The organism is Arthrobacter ruber (assembly GCF_002954225.1).
Lineage (GTDB): Bacteria > Actinomycetota > Actinomycetes > Actinomycetales > Micrococcaceae > Arthrobacter_D > Arthrobacter_D ruber.
In genome coordinates, this window is the sequence record NZ_PPTH01000014.1 from 163,847 (window position 1) to 183,121 (window position 19,275).

Here is a 19,275-nt window from a genome sequence, read left to right on the forward strand (position 1 = left end):
GAGCGGGCGGGCGTGGACAGGACTCCGGCCGCGCAGCCGCTGCTTGGTACGCTGTCAAGCCATTACCCATGCCACTTCCCGTGAAGGACCGAGATGGACCCGTTCAGTGCGCACCTCGACAGGGGCGTCCTCACGCTGCGGTGGAACCGCGGCGTCGAGATCACCCACGCCGTTGCCGTCGCCGCCGCGCGTGCCCTGGCCGAATTCCACGGCCCTGCCGCCCTCCCCCTCCTTGTGCACATGCATGGTATTTCCGGTGTCACCCCGGAGGCCCGCGTGGGCATGGCGTCCTACCGCGGCTTCTCGAGGGTCGCACTGGTGGGTGCCGACGCCGTCGACGAGGTGATGTCGGGCTTCTCGCACCGCTCCCCCACCACCACGCGCTTCTTCACGTCCGAGATTGAGGCCCTCACCTGGTTGCGCAGCAGCGCGGGCGAGCAGGACGGGGTCAAGGAGGGCACGGTCGAGCGGGGCACGACGGCATCCCGGTCCGACTGACGGCTGTCAGATCCGCGTGGGAGGGAAGCGTTGACCGCCCTGCGCGGCGGGTGCCACAGTGACATCATGAGCACCGAGAACACCACCGACAGCGATGTACAGGTCAGCAACAACGAGGCCAAGAGCCGCTACGTCGCCACCCTCGACGGCGAGCAGGCCGGCATCGCCGCCTACGAACGCTCCGGGAGCACGATCACCTTCACGCACACCGTGGTGGACGAGGCGGTCGAGGGCCACGGCGTGGGCAGCACCCTGGTCCGGTACGCGCTCGACGACGCCCGTACCGAGCACCTCACCGTGGTGCCGCAGTGCGAGTTCGTCGCGGCGTTCATCGAGGAGCACCCCGAGTACCAGGACCTGGTGGGCTAGGCCGCCCTGCTGCTCCTGCCGCCCAGCGCAGTATCGATCAGCACCTCGGCCGCGCTCCGCGCCTGCCGTGCGGCTTCGGTCGTGCCGGCGATCGCCGCCGTGGTCTGGGCACCCTCCGCGAGGATCGAGAGCTGCGGCGCGAGGTACGACGGCGCACCAGCCTCATTCGCGAGGCGCACCACGTAGTCCTGGAACGACGCCTTGTGCTCCCGTGCGTACTCGGCCACCTCGGGACTCACGGCGCCGAGCTCGGCGAAGCTGTTGATGAATCCGCACCCGCGGAACGAGTCCTCACAGAACCACTGGGCGAGGTAGTCGAAGATGGCGAGGAGGCGCTCGCGCGGTGTTGCGGCCTGACGGACTGTGGCCTCGAGCCCCTCGGCCCAGGACCGGTGACGGCGTTCGAGCACCGCCATGACGATGCTGCCCTTCGACGGGAACTCCTGGTACAGCTTCTTGAGCGAGACGCCTGCCGCCGCACGCAGCTCGTCCATCCCCACGGCCTGGATGCCCCGCGCGTTGTAGAGCTCGTCGGCGGTCGCGACGATGCGGGTCCGCGCCTCGGAGATATTCATCCGTCCATTCTACTTGAAAAGAGAACGAGCGTTCTATACGCTGTGAGCACCGAGCGAGAACGAACGTTCTCCCCTCTCGAGACAAGGACTGCATCATGGCTTTCATCACTGTCGGCACCGAGAACAGCACGGACATCGAGCTCTACTACGAGGACCACGGAGCGGGCCAGCCCGTGGTCCTGATCCACGGCTATCCCCTGGACGGCGGGTCCTGGGAGAAGCAGACCGCGGCACTGCTGAACGCCGGGTACCGCGTCATCACGTACGATCGCCGCGGGTTCGGCAAGTCCAGCAAGCCCACCACCGGCTACGACTATGACACCTTCGCCGCGGACCTCAACACCGTACTCGAGACCCTCGACCTGAACGACGTCGTCCTCGTGGGCTTCTCGATGGGCACCGGCGAGGTGGGCCGCTACATCGGCACCTACGGCGAGGCACGTGTGGCGAAAGCGGCCTTCCTCGGCTCGCTCGAGCCCTTCCTGCTCCAGACCGACGACAACCCGACGGGTGTGCCGTCCACGGTGTTCGACGGCATCCGCAGTGCCGCGATCGAGGACCGCTACGCCTGGTTCAGCAACTTCTACAACGACTTCTTCAACACCGACGCCTTCCTTGGGAACCGGCTCAGCGAGGAGGCTCTGCGCAACGCGTGGAACGTCGCCGCGGGCTCGTCCTGGTACGCCTCCTTTGCTGTCGTCGACTCCTGGCTGACCGACTTCCGCTCCGACGTCGAGAAGGTGACCGTGCCGGCCCTGATCGTCCACGGCACGGAGGACCGCATCCTGCCGATCGACTCGACGGGCCGCGAGTTCACCAAGCGCCTGCCCTCCGCCGAGTACGTGGAGATCGAGGGCGCACCGCACGGCATGCTCTGGACGCACGGCGCTGAGATCAACGAGATCCTGCTCCGGTTCCTCTCCAAGTAACCGACCGAGTCCAACAAGCGAACCGAACGAAGGGCGCCGGTGCATCCGGCGCCCTTCGCTGTCCGGCGTGCAGCGTCTAGCGCGTCATCCGGCATCCGGCGTGCATCGCCAAACGCCAAACGCCAAGCACCAAGCACCAAGCACCAAGCACCAAGCACCAAGCACAGGGTCTACAGCTGGATGCCGCGGGTGAGTCCGCCGTCGATCAGGATGTTCGCGCCGGTGGTACGGGCCGACCGCGGGCTGGCAAGGAACACGACCGCGTCCGCGACCTCCTGCGGCGTGCCCATCCGGCCGGTCGGGTTCAGCTCCATCGCCGTGGCGAAGAGCTCCGGGTCCCTCTGCTCGATCCCCTCCCAGACGCCACCGACGTGGTAGGTGTTACCGGGCGAGACGGTGTTCGCCCGGATCCCCTGCTCCGCGAGCTGGAAGGCGAGTCCCGCCATGTAACCGATGAGAGCCGTCTTCACCGTGCCGTAGGGGCCCGAGGCGAAGTCGACCTCGCGGCCGGACACGCTCGAGATCGCCGTGATCGAGGGCAGGGCGCTTCGGGCGAGATGGGGCAGCGACGCCTTGACGAGGCGCACGGTCCCCATGAGGTCCACGCGGAGGCTGGCCTCCCAGTTCTCGTCGGTGTCGGCGATCGCGAGGGCGCTCACGTTGCTCACGACGGCGTCGATCCCACCGAATTCCGAGGCCACGGTGTCCACCCACGCGGTGAGCGCCGGTCCGTCGCCGACGTCGATTACGTATCCCGTGACGCGTCCCGGCAAGGAGGCGAGCGCCGCCTCGGTGGCCGCCACCTCAGCGGCATCACGCGCGCAGAAGGCGACATCCGCTCCTTCCCGGGCGAAGGACTCGACGATGGCGCGGCCGATGCCCTTCGTGCCGCCCGTGACGAGGGCTGTCGCGCCGGTGAGGTGCAGATCCGTGGGCATCCTCGGTCGGGAGCGGGAGTCAACGCAGTTCCGCGGCCTGCCGCCGGAGGTGGGCGTGGAGCCCGCCGTAGGCGTCGGCGGTTGGGAAGAGCGCCTTGGGCGCCTTCACCACCACGCTGTAGTTGACGTCCACGGCGTTCGCGATCGGCGCGAGCGCCGTCTGGGTGAGGAGCTGGTAGGCGTCGAGTGGGTGCAGCCCGAAGAGGTCGCCGAACCAGCGGACCATCTCCAGCTGTCCGATGCGCCAGGAATCCTCCATCGGACGGGAGGACCCGACGGCCATCCAGTGGTAGTCGGTCTCCAGGCGCGGCCATGCGGGAGCGCCGCCCTTGATGAGCTCCACGATGATGGTCGAGTGCATGGCCCCCTCGACGGCGGTGCCGCACGCCTCACCCTCGCCCTGGCGGTAGTGCCCGTCGCCGATGGAGAACAGGGCGCCCTCCACGTTGACGCCGAGGTAGACCGTGGTGCCGGCTTTCACATCGGGGGCGTCCATGTTGCCGCCGAACCGTTCGGGCACGAGGGCGGAGCGGACCTCTCCTCCGGGCGGAGCCACCCCGACGGTCCCCAGCATCGGCTCGAGCGGCAGAGCCACCTCGAAGTCGCCGAGCCGCGACTGGAAGCCGACCGTCCGCCGCTCCGTGTCGACGTGGTAGATCCAGGTGATGTCCGGCAGGGGCTCCTGCAGGGTGGCCGTGCGGTCCGTGCCGGTCAGTCCGCCGAAGAAGGGGATGGTGGCGGAGGCACCGTAGGAGCGGGCCGGCGTGAGGTCCACGACATGGAGGGCGAGGGTGTCACCGGGCTCGGCGCCCTCCACGTAGAACGGGCCGGTCTGCGGATTGACGAAGTTGAGGTCCACCTTCTCCCCGGACACGTCGTCCACGGAGGTCAGCGCGTTGTTGAAGGCGTCCTCGGTCCAGAGCCTGAGCGCCGTGCCGGCCTGCACCGTCAGGACGGGCGCACTGCCTCCGAAGGTGTACACGAGTTGGTCACGCCGCGGGTGATACTCGATGATCTCCATGACGGGATGCTACGGGGAGGCCCCAGCCCGGACAAGGGCCGGGACCGCCCCACGCTCGCGCATCAGGTCGCGTTTCAAGCCGCCCCGGCAGCCCGCTTCTCAGCTCGTCACGGAGAGTGAGGACAGCACGACGTCGAGCCGCTCATAGCCCTCGTTGACCCCGACCTCCATGCCGCTGCTGATCATCGCGTCACGGGCTTCGGCGGCGAGGAAGGCGGACCGGCCCGAGCACCGCGTCCGGCCGTCCCCCAGGTCCTCGAAGGTCATGCTCTCGAGACTCACCTGATGCGGAGCGCCGTCGAACTCGAAGGTCTGGATGATCCGCTCGGGGGCCACGACGGTGTGGAAGATGCCGCGGAAGCCGTAGGCGCCGCCGTCGTCGTCGCGGTGCACGTAGGAGTAGGCGCCACCGGCGACGGCGTCGAACTCGCGGATCTCCGTGGTGATCCGGTGGGGGCCGAGCCACTGGCGCACGAGCTCCGGTTCCGTGAAGGCGCGGAACACGAGATCGCGGGGTGCGTCGAACTCCCGGACGATGTCCACGAACGACTGGCCGGGCTGTGCGGTGATGGTGGTGGGATTGCTCATGACTGATCCTTGCTGTGCTGGTCCTTCAGGGTTGCGAGGACGCCGTCGAGCCGGCGGTACTGCCGCTCGGCCTCCAGGCGGTAGGTGTCGATCCAGCCGGTCAATGCCTCGAGGGCGGCCGGGTCGAGATGGCAGGGACGGCGTTGCCCGTCCCGCGTGCGCGTGATCAGGCCGGCCTGCTCGAGCACCTGGATGTGCTTCGAGACGGCCTGCTTCGTGATGGTGAAGGGTTCCGCGAGTTCGTTCACGGTCGCGGAACTGCGCGAGAGCCGCGCCACGATGGCCCTGCGGGCCGGGTCGGCGAGCGCGGAGAAGGCAGCATCGAGAGCGTCGTCCCGCATGATCCACCTCCTCGTTGATCAACTTGTCGGTTGATTACCTCAGTGTAGACCCGCCATTCAGGTGGGACAAGGGGGCGGACACGACGACGGCGGCGCCTCAGCGCCGCCGTCGTCCCCTTGCGGGCGGTCAGTTGGCGTAGACGTCGACCAGGCGCAGGTCCGGCGACCACAGGCCCAGGGAATCGCCCGTGTTGTTGAGTACCGACGCCGTCAGCCCGTTGAAGTAGGCCGAGGACGAACTGGTGCCCGGGCCGGTGTGGACGCGCAGTTCGGTGCCGGGCTGCAGCGTGTACCCCTCCCCTACCCGGAGGATGTTGTTCGCGGCGTCGCGGAGGAAGTAGCCGCTGACATCCACGGCCGAGCCCGATACGTTCCGCAGCGTCACGTACTCGCCGCCCTCGGGCCGGACGTCGTCGCCCGCCGGGTTGTTCACGGCTCCGCTGATCTCGACGGCCGCTCCCGGGAAGACGGGGATCACGCGGAGGTACCGGCTGTTCTGGATGGGGAAGTCGGTGGTCACGGCGTCGACGCCGAGGTCCACGACGGCCTGCACGGCCTCGGGTGAGTTCACGGTGTAGACGCTCATGACGAGTCCGGCGTCCTTGACGCGGGCGACGTCCTGCGCGGTCAGGCCCCGGTAGTTCGCGCCCACGGAATCGACGTAGCCGGCCCACCGGGCCAGCACCTCGGCGCCCGGCACCACGCCGGTGAGCTGCTGCAGCGGCACCTCGGGGGCCAATGCGGCGAACGTCCGGTTCGAGGCCTCGTCGAAACCGATCACCTGCACCTTGTCGGCGGCGACGAGCTTCTGCCATGCGGGGTCGGTGCGCAGCTCGTCGGCCACCAGCGCCTCGACGCCCGGCGAGTTCCGGGGCGACTTGATTTCGATGTACACGCCGGTGGAGCGGGTCGCGATGGCCGCGGCGTCGTCGAGGTGCGGGATCCGCTCGCCGGTGAAGCGCACGTCGAAGTAGGAACCGGCGTCGAGCTGCTGCAGTTCGGCCCAGGTGAAGGACGTGATGGGATCGCCGGCGCGACCCGGGAAGACGTCCTCCACGTTGGTGGTGCGGGCGGGGGTGTCGTCGTGGAAGAGGAACGGGACGCCGTCGGCGCTGAGCTGCACGTCGATCTCGATGAAGTCGGCCCCGGAAGCCCGGCCGTCCTTGAAGGCGGCCACGGTGTTCTCGGGCGCCGTCCCCCCGGCGCCGCGGTGCCCGACCAGGACGGGTCCGGCTGCGGGCTGCTTCGTGGCGGACCGGGCCTCCGCCGTGGAGGCGGTCGTGGGGACGGCGAGCAGCGAGAGTCCGACGGCGACGGCGGCCGCCGAGCGGATGGAGCGGACGATACGGGGCATGGGATGTCCTTCGGGTGGAGGATGCGGGAAGCGCTGCGCGCTCGCTCCGATCCAACCGGCCGGATCCGACGTGACCGTCAACGGCGGGTGAACGTCCGGTGTCGGCTCGTCTACCCACCGGCACCCGACCCACGCGGCCGGCAGTGCCTCAGCGCATCAGGCGCGGCCCTTGAGGATGAGGTTCCAGTAGACCTTGGGCAGCACGATCCGGTCGGCGACGTACGTCAGCCTCCGCTCGCGCGCCAGGTTGTTCCAGCCCGGGATGGTGGGCATCGGCGAGTACTTGTCGTCGAACTCCGAAAAGACCACGGTGCCCCGGCTCACCACGAAGGGGCACGCGGAATAGTGGTTGTACTTCGCGGTGGGCTTCCTGCCCTTCAGCACGGCTTTCAGGTTCTTCGCGAGGACCTTGGTCTGCATCCTCAGCGCGGCGCCGGACTTCGAGTTCAGCGTGGACGCGGCATCTCCCAGGGACCAGATCTCCGGGAACCGCGTATGCCGCAGGATGACGGGGTCCACCTCCACGAAGCCGCCGGGGTTGCCGGGCGACGGCAGGTCCGTGGTCTTCAGCCACTCGGGGGCGGACTGCGGCGGGACGGCGTGCAGGACGTCGTAGGCCAGGGTCTCGGAGGCGCCGCTCACGGTGTTCGTGAGGTCCACCGTGCGACCCTCGGGGTCCACGGACGCGAGCTCGGTGCTGTACCGGACCTCGATCCCGTACTCCTCGATCTTCCGGCCGAGTTCCTCGTCGATGATCTCCATGCCGAAGATGGTGGGGGTGGAGACGGCGAGGACCACCCGGATGTCCTTCAGGACGCCCTGGCGCCGCCAGTGGTCGCACGCGAGGTACATGGGTTTCTGCGCGGCACCGTCACAGGACGCGGGTCCGGGCGGCTGCGTGAACACGACGGTGCCGTGCGTGAGGTCCTTGAAGAGCTTCCAGGCCTTCGGTGCGAGCTCGTACTCGTAGTTCGACGCCCCGTGCGGCCCCTCCATCGCCTGCTTCAGGCCCGGGATGGCGGTCCAGTCGTTCTGGATCCCGGGGCAGACCACCAGATGGTCGTAGGTGACGGCGGAACCGGACTCCAGCAGCACTGTCCGCGCGTCCGTGCTGACATCCGTGGCCTTGTCCTGGATCCAGGTGATCCCGCGGGGCATCACCGCGGACTGCAGCCGGACGGCCTCGAGGGCGTCGGCGGTGCCTCCGGCGATGTGCGAGAACAGAGGCTGGTAGAGGTGGCGGCTGCGCGGCTCGATCACCGCGATGTCCTTGACGCGGTACCGGCGGAGGCGCCCGGCGAGGGACACTCCGGCATTGCCGCCACCGATGATGAGCACCCGATGGTGCCGCTTCTCGCCGGGCGCAAGGATCACCGGCACCGTGCGGGCCGCTGGAGTGGTGCTCGTGCTGGAACCGATGGCAGCTACCTCTTCCGTGTCGCCCTGCCTGTTCCACGACAGTACCGCGCGGCACCGACGCGCGACAGGAAGTGTTCACCGGGCTGCACCTGTCTCCGACGACGGATGCGATACGGTCCGCACCCACCGGATACGGCGCGCCCGCAGGGCCGGACTGCTACGCAGCTGGGGACGGAGGCGAGACGGATGCGATGCGGTACGGACCCACCGGATGCGGGCCGGTCCGTAGAAGCAGACTCCTACGCAGCTGCGGACGGAGGCGAGACGGACGCGGGCAGGTCTGTAGCGGGCGTGGCAGGCGCGGACAGGGCAACGGACGGGTGCAGCAGGTCACCCGCGGCGGTGACGTCCGGGGTCCCGTGCGCGAGGGCGACGAGCAGCAGGTAGAAGGCGACGAGCCAGAGCCCGACGGCGACACCGGACGGCCCTCCGCGGCGCCTGACATCCCCGCGCGGGGACCCAGGGGCGGGATCGGCCTCGGCAGGCTCCTCGGAAGGGACCGGCCGGCGTTCGAAGAACTCGAGTTCGATGCGCGCCCGCGTCAGTTCCGCACGCAGCTGGTCGGCACGTTCCGCCGCGCGGTTCGCCTGCTCCTGCTGCGCCTCCCGCTCGCGCCCTGCGGCCTTCATCGTCCGTGATCACCCACTCCTTGATCGTAGGGTGCAGGGGCGCGGACGACCCTCAGCTTTGCGACAGGATCAGCGCAGACCGGTACACCGCAGGCGCAGGCGCTCGCGGTATCCCGGTGACCGTCAGTCCCGGGCGTACCGCGTGACGAACGTGCGCAGGATGACGTGGGGCTGGTCCACCACGGTGGCGCGCGCCCGCTCCATGTACTCGTCGGCCTGCTCCGCCGGGAAGTACCCCGCATGCCGATAGGTGTCGATCCTGCCCACGAGTGCCTCGACGTCGAGCTCCGGGTGGAACTGCGTGGCGTACACGTTCCGGCCCACACGGAACATCTGCACGGGACACGTGGCCGACGACGCGAGCAGCACCGCCGATCCGGGCAGCGTGGCACACGCCTCCTTGTGCCCCACGTAGGCGGCGAACGACGACGGCAACCCGGCGAGCAGCGGATCGGTGGCACCGTCCGCGGTCAGCGTGACCTCGACGGTGCCCACCGGCTCCGCATACGTGGTGTCGATGACGGCTCCCTGGTGACGGCCCAGGGTCCCGACGCCGTAGCACGCACCGAAGAACGGGAAGTCCTCGGCGACCACCCGGTCCAGCAGCAGGCCGAGCTCGGCCTCCACCCGCAACTGGACGGCGCTCTTGGACTCCTCGGGATCGGAGGAGTTGAAGGGACTCCCGCCGAGGAAGATCCCGGAGTAGTCCGCGAGGTCCAGGGCCGGCAGTGGCTGCGCTTCCACGCGGATGCGCCACAGGTCGTCGTCGTCGAGCCCGCCGTAGTGCAGGAAACTGCGGTATTCGGCGTCGGCCGCATAGTCTTCGGCACGGGTACCCAGCAGGAGGAACGGTTTCACCCTCCGATGCTACTGGTCTCCAGCTCCGCGGCACCGTCGTCGGACGCCACCTCCCCGCCCCCGGCGAGGCGGGCGCGGAACGCGCTGCCGTCCGGACCCGTGACGCGATAGCCCGTCGCGGAGCGCGACACCCGGAACTCGCCCCCGGTCCCTGACGGGGTGACCACGCGGACGGTGCTGCCATCGGCCGCACCCGGGTAGACGGTGATTAGAGGGTCGTCCAGGTAGTCGTAGTCGGGGCGGTCCGAGGTGCTGCCGGTGACGAGGACGGCGCCCCCGCGCACCCACAGGGGCAGGCTGTCGAAGCCGTGCGTCTCCCGCCGCCATGCACCACCGGTGACCACCTCCCCGGTGAGCAGTTGCGTCCACGTCCCGGCGGGGAGGTAGTACTCCACCACGCCGTCCGCGGAGAACACGGGGGCCACGAGCAGGTCGGGGCCGAGCATGTACTGCCGGTCGAGGTGGGCGACGGCGGGATCGTCGGGGAAGGCGAGCTGCAAGGGCCGCATGAAGGGCGTACCCCGCTCATGCGCCTCGTGGCCCACCGCGTAGAGGTAGGGCATGAGGGAGAGCTTCAGCCGGGAGAAGGCCCGGGTGACGTCGACGGCGCTCTGACCCTCGGGCTCGCCGCCCGTGTCGAACAGCCACGGGACGCGGTAGTTGGTGGAGCCGTGCAGGCGTGAATGGCTCGAGAGGAGGCCGAACGCGAGCCACCGCTTGAACACGGCCGGATCCGGGGAGCCCTCGAATCCACCGATGTCATGGCTCCAGTACCCGAAACCGCTGAGTGCGAGGGACAGCCCGCCGCGCAGCGTCTCGGCCATCGATTCGAACGACGACGAGTTGTCGCCGCCCCAGTGCACCGGCATCTGCTGCCCGCCCGCGGTCGCGGACCGGGCGAAGAGGACCGCCTCCCCCGTCCCGCGGACCTCCTCGAGGACGTCGAACACGGCCCGGTTGTAGAGCTGAGGGTAGAGGTTGTGCATGGTCTCCGCGGGCGTGCCGTCGTGCCAGCGCACACCGAGCGGGACGCGCTCTCCGAAGTCGGTCTTGATGGCATCGACGCCCTGGCCGAGCAGTGTGCGGATCTTGTCCTGGAACCAGGCGGTGGCGTCCGGGTTCGTGAAGTCCACGAGGCCCATGCCCGCCTGCCACAGGTCCCACTGCCACACCGTGCCGTCGTCGCGCTTCACGAGGTAGCCGGCGCGTGCTGCCTCGTCGAACAGCTTCGAGCGCTGGCCGATGTACGGGTTGAGCCAGGCGCTGACCCGCAGGCCCTTGCCGTGCAGCCGTGCGAGCATGCCCTCGGGGTCCGGGAAGACCCGCGGGTCCCACTCGAAGTCCGTCCAGTTGAACTCCCGCATCCAGAAGCAGTCGAAGTGGAAGACGCTCAGCGGCAGATCCCGTTCGGCCATGCCGTCGACGAAGCGCGACACCGTGGCCTCGTCGTAGTCCGTGGTGAAGCTCGTGGACAGCCACAGCCCGTAGGACCACGCGGGCACCTGTGCGGGACGTCCGGTCAGGCGCGTATAGCGCTCGAGGATGTCGGCCGGCGTGGGACCGCAGATCACGAAGTACTCGAGTGTCTCCCCCGGCACCGAGAACTGCACGCGTTCCACGGCCTCGGAACCCACCTCGAAGGACACGTGCTCGGGGTGGTTCACGAACACCCCGTACCCGCGATTGGTCAGGTAGAACGGCACGTTCTTGTAGGACTGCTCACTGGAGGTGCCACCGTCGGCGTTCCAGATGTCCACGGTCTGCCCGTTCTTCACGAGTGGGCCGAAGCGCTCCCCCAGGCCGTACACCAGTTCGCCCACACCGAGGGAGAGCTGGGCGTGGAGGTACGACGGCGACGGCGCGCGCCCTGTCTCGGTCACCCCGGCGACGCCGGCCGGCTCGGCGGTCACGGGTGCGTCCGGCGCGAGACCCATGCGGCCCACCGACTTGTGGCCGCTGGAGGTGAGCGTCCGCCCGTCCGCCTCGAAGGACAGGTTCCATGGCGCCCCGCGGCTGATGCGTGCAGTCAGTGGCCCGGCGGTGAGGACACCGCCGTCGTCGTCCGCCTTCGCCGCGCCGAGCCCATCCACCGCACCGACGAGCTCGAAACCCCGGTGCGGGGTGTCGCCGCGGTGGTTCTCGATCCGCACGCCGATCACGCCGTCGAGCGGGGTGCTGAGCGTGACCGTCAGCAGAGCCCGGTTCAGCGTATCGCCGCGGCGCCCGATGACCCTGGTGGGGGCCGAGACGACGAGGCGCCGGTAGTCCACCGCCTCGATGTCGTAGGCCTCCTGCGCGTACTGCGCGTCGACGCCGGGGCGGACATGCCAGAATCCATCGGTGAATTTCATGGTTACTTGACTGCTCCTGCGGTGATACCCCGGGTGAGGGTGCGTTGGAAGATGAGGAAGAAGATGAGCGTCGGGAGAAGTCCGAGGAGGGCTGAGGCGCTCGTGGTGGTGACGTCCATGAGGCGATCGCCCTGCAGGACGGTGATCGCCACCGGGACGGTCTGGTTGTCGTTGCCCACCAGGAACGTCAGCGGGATCAGGAACTCGTTCCAGGTCCAGATGAAGAAGAAGATGAGCAGCACGCTCAGCGTGGGCCGCGAGATGGGGAAGATGACCCGCCACAGGATCTGCCAGCGGCTCGCGCCGTCGAGCGACGCCGCCTCCAGCAGCTCCTTCGGGAACGTCCCGTACACCGACGCCAGCAGGTAGGTGCCGAACGCGCTCTGGATGACGGTGAAGATGATGATGACGGCCCATACGCTGTCGTAGAGGCCCACCTGCCGGAACATGAAGTACAGCGGGTAGAGGAGGACCTCCTGCGGCAACATGTTGGCGAGCAGGATCAGCAGCACCAGCCAGGTCCGTCCGCGCACCCGTCCGATCCCCAGGGCGAAGGCGTTGAACATCGAGATCCCGACGGCGAGCACCGCCACGACGGTGCTGATGAAGAAGCTGTTCCACAGCTTCCGGGGGAAGTCCACGCGCTCCCAGAACGCGGTGATGCCGTCGAAGTAGAGAGCCGAGGGCAGGGACAGCGGACCGCCCTGCGCGTAGTCGGTGGGCGACTTGAAGGAGTTGGCGAGGATCAGCAGGAACGGGACCGCGATGAGCAGCCCGATCAGGACCGCCACGGCCAGGATGAGCCAGTCACCGACGGTCTTGCGGGACCGGCCGGAACGCCGTCGTTGGCGGGGTGGTTCCTGGACCACCTCAGGGGCGGTCAGGGTGGGAACGGCCATCAGCGTGCCTCCTCGCTGCGCTCGAGCCTCGTCTGCACGAGGACGAAGATGATGCTGACGGCGGCGATGACCACTGTCAGTGCGGTGGCGATCGTCGCCCCGTAACCCACCTGCTGGGACTGGAAGAACTCGCTGTACGCGTAGTACGCGGGCACGATCGTGGAGGTGCCGGGTCCGCCGCCGGTCAGGGCATAGATGGGACCGAAGACCTTGAGTGCGGCGATGGCGCACGTGAGGGTGACCACGAAGATCTCGGGCCGGATGATGCTGACGGTGATCGCGCGGAAGCGCTGGAACCAGTTGGCGCCGTCGAGCTCGGCGGCCTCGTAGAGCTCGGGGTCGACGCGCTGCAGGGCCGCCATGAAGATGACCACGGGGTAGCCGAGCTGCACCCAGACCATGATGACCATGATGCTCGGCAGCGCGGTGTCGGGGTCGCCGAGCCAGTTGCCCTGCAGGCCGCCGAGACCCATGGCGGCGAGCACCTGGTTCAACGCGCCGTTCTCGGGCCGGAGGATCCAGCCGATCACGATCGCCGCGATGACGCCGGGGAGGATCTGCGGCAGGTAGTAGGTGGCCCGCAGGAAACTCGCGAGGCGCCCGCCGAACTTCCGACCGATGAGGTCGAACAGCATCGCCGCGAGGACGAGGCCGAGCACCGTGGGCACCACCACCATCGCGACGATCATGGCGACGGAGTTGCGGAACGAGGTCCAGAACGTGGTGTCACCGAAGAGCTCCACCCAGTTCTCGAGGCCGATGAACTCCGGCGGGCGGATACCGCGGTAGGAGGTGAAGGTCAGGTAGACGTTCCACAGCAGCGGTACCACGATGACGAGCGTGAGCAGGGCGAGACCCGGCAGCAGGTAGAACCAGAAGGAATTGCGGCTGGAGCCGGGGATGAGACTGGTGGTCGGGCGCGCAGTGCGCTCCTTCGACCGGGTTGCGATCGCCATGGGCGTGCACCTTCCAGGGCAGGGGTCAGGGGCCCGACCGCGCCGCCGCCGGGAGGGACGGGGCGCGGCCGGAGGGATGCTTCGGTCAGCCGACGATGTCGTCGACGCCGCTCTGGTACTGCTCGCCGATCTGCTGCTGGAACTCCTCCGGCGACTTCGTGCCGTTCATCAGCTCCTGGAGGCCGGCGTTCAACTCGTCGTAGAAGGTGGGCGTGGGCCAGTCCGGGTAGAAGGCGATGCCGTCCTTCTCGGTGAGGGCGTTGAAGTTCGAGATGAGCTCCGAGCTCTTCTCGTCGGTGATGTCCGCCGGATCGGCGGCGACCGGGACGCCGCCGTTGTTGCCGATCAGGTTCTGGATCTCGGGGCGCATGGTGATGTCGATGAACTCGTAGGCGAGGTCCTTGTTCGCGGCGTTCTCCGGCACGGCCCACATGTTGCCCGCGGACCCCGGGGCGAGCTCGGCCTCGGGGAAGAGGAATGTGCCCCATTCGAAGCCGGTGGCCTCGGTGGTGAACCGGTTGTGCCACCAGCTGCCCGAGAAGAAGATCGGGTTGGTGCCGTTGATGAAGGCGGTGCCCGCATCCTCCGCAGTCGAGCCGGTGGCGTTGGTCGAGATGTAGCCCTTGTCGGTCCAGTCCTTCACCGTCTCCGTGGCGAACGAGACCTCCTCGCCCTGCCAGTCCACCGGGTTCTTGTAGAGCTGGTAGTCCTCGACCCAGCCGCGGTCCGCCTTCGTCAGGGCGAGCTGGTACCAGAGCTGGCCCAGCGGGTACTCGGCAGCTGACTGCGCCATCGGGGTGACACCCTGGTCGGTGAAGGCCTGCAGCACCTGCTCGAATTCGGCCAGCGTGGTCGGTACCTCGAGGCCCGCCGCGGTGAACATGTCCTGGTTGTAGTAGACCTCGACGAACTCCCCGTAGTTGGGGACGCCGAACCAGCTGCCGGAGCCCATGATGCCCTGCTCGTCGTACTTCGCCGTGGTCTGCAGCGAGGGTGCGAGCTTGTCGTCCCACCCGTACTGCTCGACGGCGTCGTCAAGGTTGGTGAGCAGGCCCTGGCTGGAGAGCAAGCCGGCCGTCGCGTTGCCCTTGTTGTACTCGAGGAGATCCGGCGCCTCGTCCGAGTTCAGGACCTGGCTCGCAGTGGAGCGGATCTGCTCGAAGCTGCGTTCCTCGAACTCGACCGTTGCGCCGGTCTCCTCCTCGAACACCCTGATGGCCTCGGCCCAAGCGATGCCCATGGCGCTCGTCTCGCTCTCGAAGTGCCAGAGCTTGAGGGTGTCCCCCTCCCCTCCCGACCCGGGGTCCGAGCCCGAGCCGGAGCTCGAGCAGCCCGACAGGGCGAGGGCTGCGGCCGTCAGGGCTGCCCCTAGGATCATTCTGCTGTTCTTCATCGCTACTCCCTTGTAGTGGCCGGACGCCCTCTGGCGGGCGGCATTTGTCGAAACGTTTCGATAGATGGACCCAGGCCCCTCGGAGTGGAACCTGACAGTGGACAGGAGACCGGCGCTAGGGGCCCGGTCGGGGTGCCGCGACCGAGCCGTGATCGCGGTATCTGGGCGCGACGAGCTCGACGCGCGGGGCGACGGCGCCGTCGAGCTGCTGGACTGCGAGCTCGACCGCACGGGTGCAGGAATCCGCCGGGATGAGCGGGATGACGTTCAGTGGCGGGGTGAAGGCGGAGGTGTCGAAGGTCGGCACGCCCGCGATGATGGACAGGTCGCCGGGGATGGACAGGCCACGCCCCGCTACGGCGTCGAGGAGTGTCTTATGGACGCCCTCCTCCCCGTGGACCACGAGTCCCGTGGGCGCCTGATCGGCGTCGAGGAGCTCGGCCAGGGCGGAGCGGACCTGAGCTGCCTCCTTCTCGACCATGGTGAAGGACGCGGCGACCTCGCGTTCGGCCGCCCGGCGCAGGAAACCGTCCCGGAAGCGCATGGGGAAGTTGGAGCCGCGCTCGTAGACGGCCGCCGGGTGCCCGAGGAGCGCCAGGGAGGTGTGCCCGGCATCGACCAGCCGATCGACGGCGAGACCCGCCGCGGCCTCGAAATCCAGGTCCACGCAGACCAGGCCCTCCGCGTTCCGGGGCACCCCGATAAGGGCCGCAGGTACACCGAGCGATCGCACGAGATCTGCGCGCTCGTCGTTCATGGAGACGTCCAGCACGATGATGCCGTCCACGAGCCTGCTCGAGGAGACACGACGGAGCCCGTCCGTCGCCTCGTCCTCGGTGAGGAGCAGGACGTCGTAGTCGTACTTCCGGGCCGCCGTGACCACGGACAGGACGAATGCCATGTGGGCGGGCGCGTAGGTGTCACTCCTCAGCGGCGCCGTGAGCGCGAAGATCCGAGTACGCGTCCCTGCAAGCATCCGGCCGGCAGCGTTCGGCATGTAGTCGAGTTCGCGCACCGCCTCGTCGATGCGCAGCCGGGTCTTCTCACCGATGGGGCGCTTGCCACTCAGAGCGTAGGAGACGGTGCTGATGGACACACCGGCGACGCGCGCGACGTCGTGGATATTCGCCATGCCGACTCCTGTGTCCGCTGGGATGAGGGCGTCGCACCTGCTCCGACGACCGGTCGTCTAAACGTTTCGACGACCGATGGCCAGTACGCTACGGCACACTGACCGACAGGGCAAGGGTTTTGCAGCCCTGCGGAACAAATAGTCCCGGGTCGGCACACGAACAGGCCACCGGGATCTCCCGGTGGCCTGTTCCGATCCGAGGACGAGTGACTAGCGGCGGGCGTCCGCGCGGTCCGTGAGTTCGGCCTCGAGTTCGGTCAGCTCCCGGGCCACGCGGTCGACGTCGGCCTTCGAGATCTCGAGGGGTCCGGCACTGTGCCTGCCGTGGGACGGCTGCACGGCGACGACGTCGGGCTGTGCGTGCCGCACGCTCTCGACGCCTGTCTCATCGGCGGGGCGGGCAGCGGCGGTCGAGGACTGCGCCTGCGTTGCCGGGGCACCGGCGGCCGGCGACCCTGCGCCACCGGGCTCCGTCCCGGTGGCGGCCGGGGACACCGATCCGGCAGGACCCGCGGGGGCCGCCGGGGCGAAGTCGACGGTGCGGCGCAACGGCGACTCCTTGATGAACAGGACGCACACGAGGCCGATCACCGCGATGACCGCCGTGATGAGGAAGATCATGGCCGTGCTGTCGCCGTAGGCGGCGCGCACGATGTCGGCGATGGGCGCGGGGAGATCGACGAGGTCGAGCGAACCCCCTGCAGCACCGCCGGTGGTGGGGATCCCCGCAGCCTCGAGACCTTCGGTGGTCCTGTTCTCCACCTGCGTACCGAGGATGGCACCGAGGACGGCGACGCCCGCGGCACCGCCCATGGAGCGGAAGAACGCCACCGAGGCACTGGCGGACCCGATGTCCTTCACGGCCACCGTGTTCTGGACGGCGAGGACGAGGTTCTGCAGCATGAGACCGAGTCCCAGGCCGAAGACGAAGGTGTAGATGCCCACGAGCCGGAGGTCGGTCAGGTGGTCGATGGTGCCGGCCAGGCCGAGGCCCGCGATGAGGAACAGGGCGCCGGCGACGATGTACCGCTTCCACTTCCCGAACTTGGTGACGAGCATGCCGGCACCGATGGAGCCGAGCAGGTTGCCGGCGATCATGGGCAGCGTGAGCAGGCCGGCCTCGGTGGGCGTCGCGCCGCGAGCCACCTGGTAGTACTGGCCGAGGTAGCTCGAGCTGGCGAACAGCGCGATGCCGACGGCGATCGAGGCGATGATCGCCAGGGCCGTGGTGCGCTCGGAGATGATCTTGAGCGGGATGATGGGCTCGGCCACCTTGGACTCGACCACGAGGAGGAGCGCCAGCAGGATGACGCTGCCGCCGACCATCAGGGCGGATTCTCGGGAGAACCACTCGTAGTAGCCCTCCTTGCCGGCGAAGGAGACCCAGATGAGCAGCAGGCTGACGCCGGCGGTCAGGAGGATGGAGCCGAGCCAGTCGATGCGTGCCTTGCGGCGCGTGTCGGGGAGCTTCAGCGTGACCTGCAGCAGGACCAGGGCGATGATCGCGAGCGGCACGCAGACGAAGAACGTCCAGCGCCAGCCCAGCGGGGAGTCGACGATGAAGCCGCCGAGGAGAGGCCCGCCCGCGGTCGCCACGGCCATGACGCCGCCCATGTAGCCGGAGTACCGGCCACGCTCACGTGGCGCGATGATGGTGCCGATGATGGCCTGCGCGAGTGCGGTGAGGCCGCCCATGGCCACACCCTGGATGACGCGCGCCGTCAGCAGCAGCGGGATGGTCTGCGCGAGGCCCGCGAGGACGGAGCCCGCCACGAAGATGACGATGCTGGCCTGCACCAGGATCTTCTTGTCGAACAGGTCGGCGAACTTGCCCCAGATGGGCGTGGTGGCCGCATTGGCGAGCAGCGCGGCCGTGATGACCCAGGCGAAGTCCGTCTGGGAGCCGTTGAGGTCGCTCATGATCGTGGGCAGGGCGTTCGCCACGATCGTGCTGCTGAGGATCGCCGTGAACAGGCCCGCGAGCAGACCCGTGAGCGCCTGCAGGATCTGCTTGTGGCTCATGGGTTCGCCAGCCCGGGGCTGGGGTGTCGACACAGGTTGCGGCCCGGCGGCCTCGGCGGTCCTCGTCGTGGTGGGATGGGTGGCCATCAGCGTTCTTCCTTCGTGATCTCGGACGTGGGGTCCAGGTGATGACGGCCGTCATTGCCCGTGCGGTCTTCGGTGGTGCGGCGTTCGGTGGAGCGTGCTTCGGTGCGGTGTGCCCTGGGTGGTCCCGCACGGCCCGTCTGCCCCGTCCCGAGCGGGGCCGCGGAGCGGAGGGCGAGGGTGAGTTGCTGGACCGATCGCGACGCCGCCTCGGCCTCGCTCTCGGTCCAGTCGGACAGGATCTCCCGCAACGTCTCCGCCCTGCGCTCGTAGGTGTCCGCGAGGTACCTCTGCCCCTCCCCGGACAGCGAGAGCAGGCACGCCCGGCCGTCCAGGGGATCCGGGGTGCGCAGCACGAACCCGTACTGCTCGAGGTCCGCGAGCTGCCGGCTCAGGGCGGACGGCCCGATGCCGAGCTTCGCCGCAAGGGCGGACGCCCGCATGGGGCCGCCCTCTCCGATGAAGAACAGGACGCCGGTGTGCGCCGGCCCCAGCTCGGAGTACTTCATGCCGGCCGCCATGACCCCGCGCAGGGCGCGCTGCAGGTCGAAGATGTTGTGCACCAGCTCAGCGGCGGTGTGCTGCGCGACCGACATGAAGGGCTCCCGGGCTCGAATACTTTGTTGCTCTAAGTAACAGTACGCTTCTCATTTCGTTAGGTCAACTAAATAAGCCGCGGGCGCCCCTCGCGCTCCACTACCCGCCGGACCCGCCCGGATCGCCGGATCGTGGGTCTGCCCGACTCGCACACCGCGCCGTTCAGGAGCGCCGCCCGCCGCGCGGACAGGGCATCCAGGCGTCAAGCCGCCGTGGAATCTGCTCAGGATGCTTGCGGTTTGGACCGACACCCTGTTAGGCCTGATACACAAGGGCAGTTGGATCACCTGTCGAGGAGCGCCCGGGCCGGGCCGCGGAGAAG

The 19,275-nt window shown here is 68.7% G+C and carries 19 protein-coding genes; 3 read left to right on the top strand and 16 right to left on the bottom strand.

All coding sequences use genetic code 11. The annotated features are described in order from the left end of the window. Positions 1-93 precede the first annotated feature (93 nt). Together CI785_RS05875 and CI785_RS05880 are read left to right on the top strand one after the other, a co-directional pair. The gene (locus CI785_RS05875) at positions 94-498 is read left to right on the top strand and encodes a SpoIIAA family protein (RefSeq protein ID WP_105031159.1); all 405 of its coding nucleotides are present in this window, start codon (positions 94-96) and stop codon (positions 496-498) included. A gap of 66 nt (positions 499-564) precedes the next feature. Then, positions 565-867: a GNAT family N-acetyltransferase gene (locus tag CI785_RS05880; protein ID WP_105031299.1), complete on the top strand. Its 303-nt coding sequence runs from the start codon at positions 565-567 to the stop codon at positions 865-867. Here CI785_RS05880 and CI785_RS05885 read toward each other — a convergent pair. Then, positions 864-1,442, bottom strand: a complete 579-nt coding sequence (locus tag CI785_RS05885; RefSeq protein WP_105031160.1) for a TetR/AcrR family transcriptional regulator — start codon at positions 1,440-1,442, stop codon at positions 864-866. The genes CI785_RS05880 and CI785_RS05885 overlap by 4 nt on opposite strands. A 95-nt stretch (positions 1,443-1,537) precedes the next feature. Here CI785_RS05885 and CI785_RS05890 point away from each other — a divergent pair, with 95 nt between their 5' ends. Further along, entirely contained in the window at positions 1,538-2,371 is an 834-nt protein-coding gene (locus tag CI785_RS05890) for an alpha/beta fold hydrolase (RefSeq protein WP_105031161.1), read from the top strand. A 170-nt stretch (positions 2,372-2,541) separates the two neighbouring features. On the opposite strand, the gene CI785_RS05895 is transcribed toward CI785_RS05890, so the two are convergent. The 15 genes from CI785_RS05895 to CI785_RS05965 form a co-directional block, all read right to left on the bottom strand. After that, positions 2,542-3,309, bottom strand: coding sequence for an SDR family NAD(P)-dependent oxidoreductase (locus CI785_RS05895; RefSeq protein ID WP_105031162.1), 768 nt, complete (start codon positions 3,307-3,309; stop codon positions 2,542-2,544). Positions 3,310-3,328: 19 nt separating this feature from the next. Further along, entirely contained in the window at positions 3,329-4,330 is a 1,002-nt protein-coding gene (locus CI785_RS05900) for an acetamidase/formamidase family protein (protein ID WP_105031163.1), read from the bottom strand. Positions 4,331-4,429: 99 nt separating this feature from the next. Further along, positions 4,430-4,918 carry an SRPBCC family protein gene (locus CI785_RS05905; protein ID WP_105031164.1) on the bottom strand — a complete coding sequence of 163 codons (489 nt, stop codon included), beginning with the start codon at positions 4,916-4,918 and terminating at the stop codon, positions 4,430-4,432. Beyond that, entirely contained in the window at positions 4,915-5,259 is a 345-nt protein-coding gene (locus CI785_RS05910; RefSeq protein WP_105031165.1) for an ArsR/SmtB family transcription factor, read from the bottom strand. The genes CI785_RS05905 and CI785_RS05910 overlap by 4 nt, the downstream gene beginning before the upstream one ends. A 127-nt stretch (positions 5,260-5,386) precedes the next feature. Continuing rightward, positions 5,387-6,613, bottom strand: coding sequence for a glycerophosphodiester phosphodiesterase family protein (locus CI785_RS05915; RefSeq protein WP_105031166.1), 1,227 nt, complete (start codon positions 6,611-6,613; stop codon positions 5,387-5,389). A 156-nt stretch (positions 6,614-6,769) separates the two neighbouring features. After that, the gene (locus tag CI785_RS05920) at positions 6,770-7,987 is read right to left on the bottom strand and encodes an NAD(P)/FAD-dependent oxidoreductase (RefSeq protein ID WP_105031300.1); all 1,218 of its coding nucleotides are present in this window, start codon (positions 7,985-7,987) and stop codon (positions 6,770-6,772) included. Between the two features lie 284 nt (positions 7,988-8,271). Beyond that, the gene (locus tag CI785_RS05925) at positions 8,272-8,661 is read right to left on the bottom strand and encodes a hypothetical protein (RefSeq protein ID WP_105031167.1); all 390 of its coding nucleotides are present in this window, start codon (positions 8,659-8,661) and stop codon (positions 8,272-8,274) included. 123 nt (positions 8,662-8,784) lie between these two features. Then, on the bottom strand, positions 8,785-9,519 hold the full coding sequence (locus CI785_RS05930; protein WP_105031168.1) for a glutamine amidotransferase: 735 nt from the start codon (positions 9,517-9,519) through the stop codon (positions 8,785-8,787). Then, a complete protein-coding gene (gene yicI / locus CI785_RS05935; protein WP_105031169.1) occupies positions 9,516-11,870 on the bottom strand; it encodes an alpha-xylosidase in 2,355 nt (784 codons plus the stop codon). The genes CI785_RS05930 and yicI overlap by 4 nt, the downstream gene beginning before the upstream one ends. Positions 11,871-11,872: 2 nt before the next feature. Then, positions 11,873-12,769, bottom strand: coding sequence for a carbohydrate ABC transporter permease (locus CI785_RS05940; protein WP_105031170.1), 897 nt, complete (start codon positions 12,767-12,769; stop codon positions 11,873-11,875). Continuing rightward, positions 12,769-13,725 (bottom strand): carbohydrate ABC transporter permease, encoded by a 957-nt coding sequence (locus CI785_RS05945; RefSeq protein WP_105031171.1) that lies wholly within the window; start codon positions 13,723-13,725, stop codon positions 12,769-12,771. The genes CI785_RS05940 and CI785_RS05945 overlap by 1 nt, the downstream gene beginning before the upstream one ends. Before the next feature lie 85 nt (positions 13,726-13,810). Further along, entirely contained in the window at positions 13,811-15,118 is a 1,308-nt protein-coding gene (locus CI785_RS05950) for an ABC transporter substrate-binding protein (protein WP_105031172.1), read from the bottom strand. 115 nt (positions 15,119-15,233) lie between these two features. After that, complete coding sequence (locus CI785_RS05955) at positions 15,234-16,250, bottom strand: LacI family DNA-binding transcriptional regulator (protein WP_105031173.1); 1,017 nt, start codon at positions 16,248-16,250, stop codon at positions 15,234-15,236. Between the two features lie 210 nt (positions 16,251-16,460). Next, a complete protein-coding gene (locus tag CI785_RS05960) occupies positions 16,461-18,272 on the bottom strand; it encodes an MFS transporter (RefSeq protein ID WP_240615046.1) in 1,812 nt (603 codons plus the stop codon). An 86-nt stretch (positions 18,273-18,358) separates the two neighbouring features. Next, positions 18,359-18,952, bottom strand: coding sequence for a MarR family winged helix-turn-helix transcriptional regulator (locus tag CI785_RS05965; RefSeq protein WP_105031175.1), 594 nt, complete (start codon positions 18,950-18,952; stop codon positions 18,359-18,361). Positions 18,953-19,275: the final 323 nt, after the last annotated feature.

Bases quoted from the DNA above. Each gene is read 5' to 3' on its own strand.
- CI785_RS05875 (WP_105031159.1), top strand. From the start codon at position 94: ATGGACCCGTTCAGTGCGCACCTCGACAGGGGCGTCCTCACGCTGCGG.
- CI785_RS05880 (WP_105031299.1), top strand. From the start codon at position 565: ATGAGCACCGAGAACACCACCGACAGCGATGTACAGGTCAGCAACAAC.
- CI785_RS05885 (WP_105031160.1), bottom strand. From the start codon at position 1,442: ATGAATATCTCCGAGGCGCGGACCCGCATCGTCGCGACCGCCGACGAG.
- CI785_RS05890 (WP_105031161.1), top strand. From the start codon at position 1,538: ATGGCTTTCATCACTGTCGGCACCGAGAACAGCACGGACATCGAGCTC.
- CI785_RS05895 (WP_105031162.1), bottom strand. From the start codon at position 3,309: ATGCCCACGGATCTGCACCTCACCGGCGCGACAGCCCTCGTCACGGGC.
- CI785_RS05900 (WP_105031163.1), bottom strand. From the start codon at position 4,330: ATGGAGATCATCGAGTATCACCCGCGGCGTGACCAACTCGTGTACACC.
- CI785_RS05905 (WP_105031164.1), bottom strand. From the start codon at position 4,918: ATGAGCAATCCCACCACCATCACCGCACAGCCCGGCCAGTCGTTCGTG.
- CI785_RS05910 (WP_105031165.1), bottom strand. From the start codon at position 5,259: ATGCGGGACGACGCTCTCGATGCTGCCTTCTCCGCGCTCGCCGACCCG.
- CI785_RS05915 (WP_105031166.1), bottom strand. From the start codon at position 6,613: ATGCCCCGTATCGTCCGCTCCATCCGCTCGGCGGCCGCCGTCGCCGTC.
- CI785_RS05925 (WP_105031167.1), bottom strand. From the start codon at position 8,661: ATGAAGGCCGCAGGGCGCGAGCGGGAGGCGCAGCAGGAGCAGGCGAAC.
- yicI (WP_105031169.1), bottom strand. From the start codon at position 11,870: ATGAAATTCACCGATGGATTCTGGCATGTCCGCCCCGGCGTCGACGCG.
- CI785_RS05940 (WP_105031170.1), bottom strand. From the start codon at position 12,769: ATGGCCGTTCCCACCCTGACCGCCCCTGAGGTGGTCCAGGAACCACCC.
- CI785_RS05945 (WP_105031171.1), bottom strand. From the start codon at position 13,725: ATGGCGATCGCAACCCGGTCGAAGGAGCGCACTGCGCGCCCGACCACC.
- CI785_RS05950 (WP_105031172.1), bottom strand. From the start codon at position 15,118: ATGAAGAACAGCAGAATGATCCTAGGGGCAGCCCTGACGGCCGCAGCC.
- CI785_RS05955 (WP_105031173.1), bottom strand. From the start codon at position 16,250: ATGGCGAATATCCACGACGTCGCGCGCGTCGCCGGTGTGTCCATCAGC.
- CI785_RS05960 (WP_240615046.1), bottom strand. From the start codon at position 18,272: ATGAGCCACAAGCAGATCCTGCAGGCGCTCACGGGTCTGCTCGCGGGC.
- CI785_RS05965 (WP_105031175.1), bottom strand. From the start codon at position 18,952: ATGTCGGTCGCGCAGCACACCGCCGCTGAGCTGGTGCACAACATCTTC.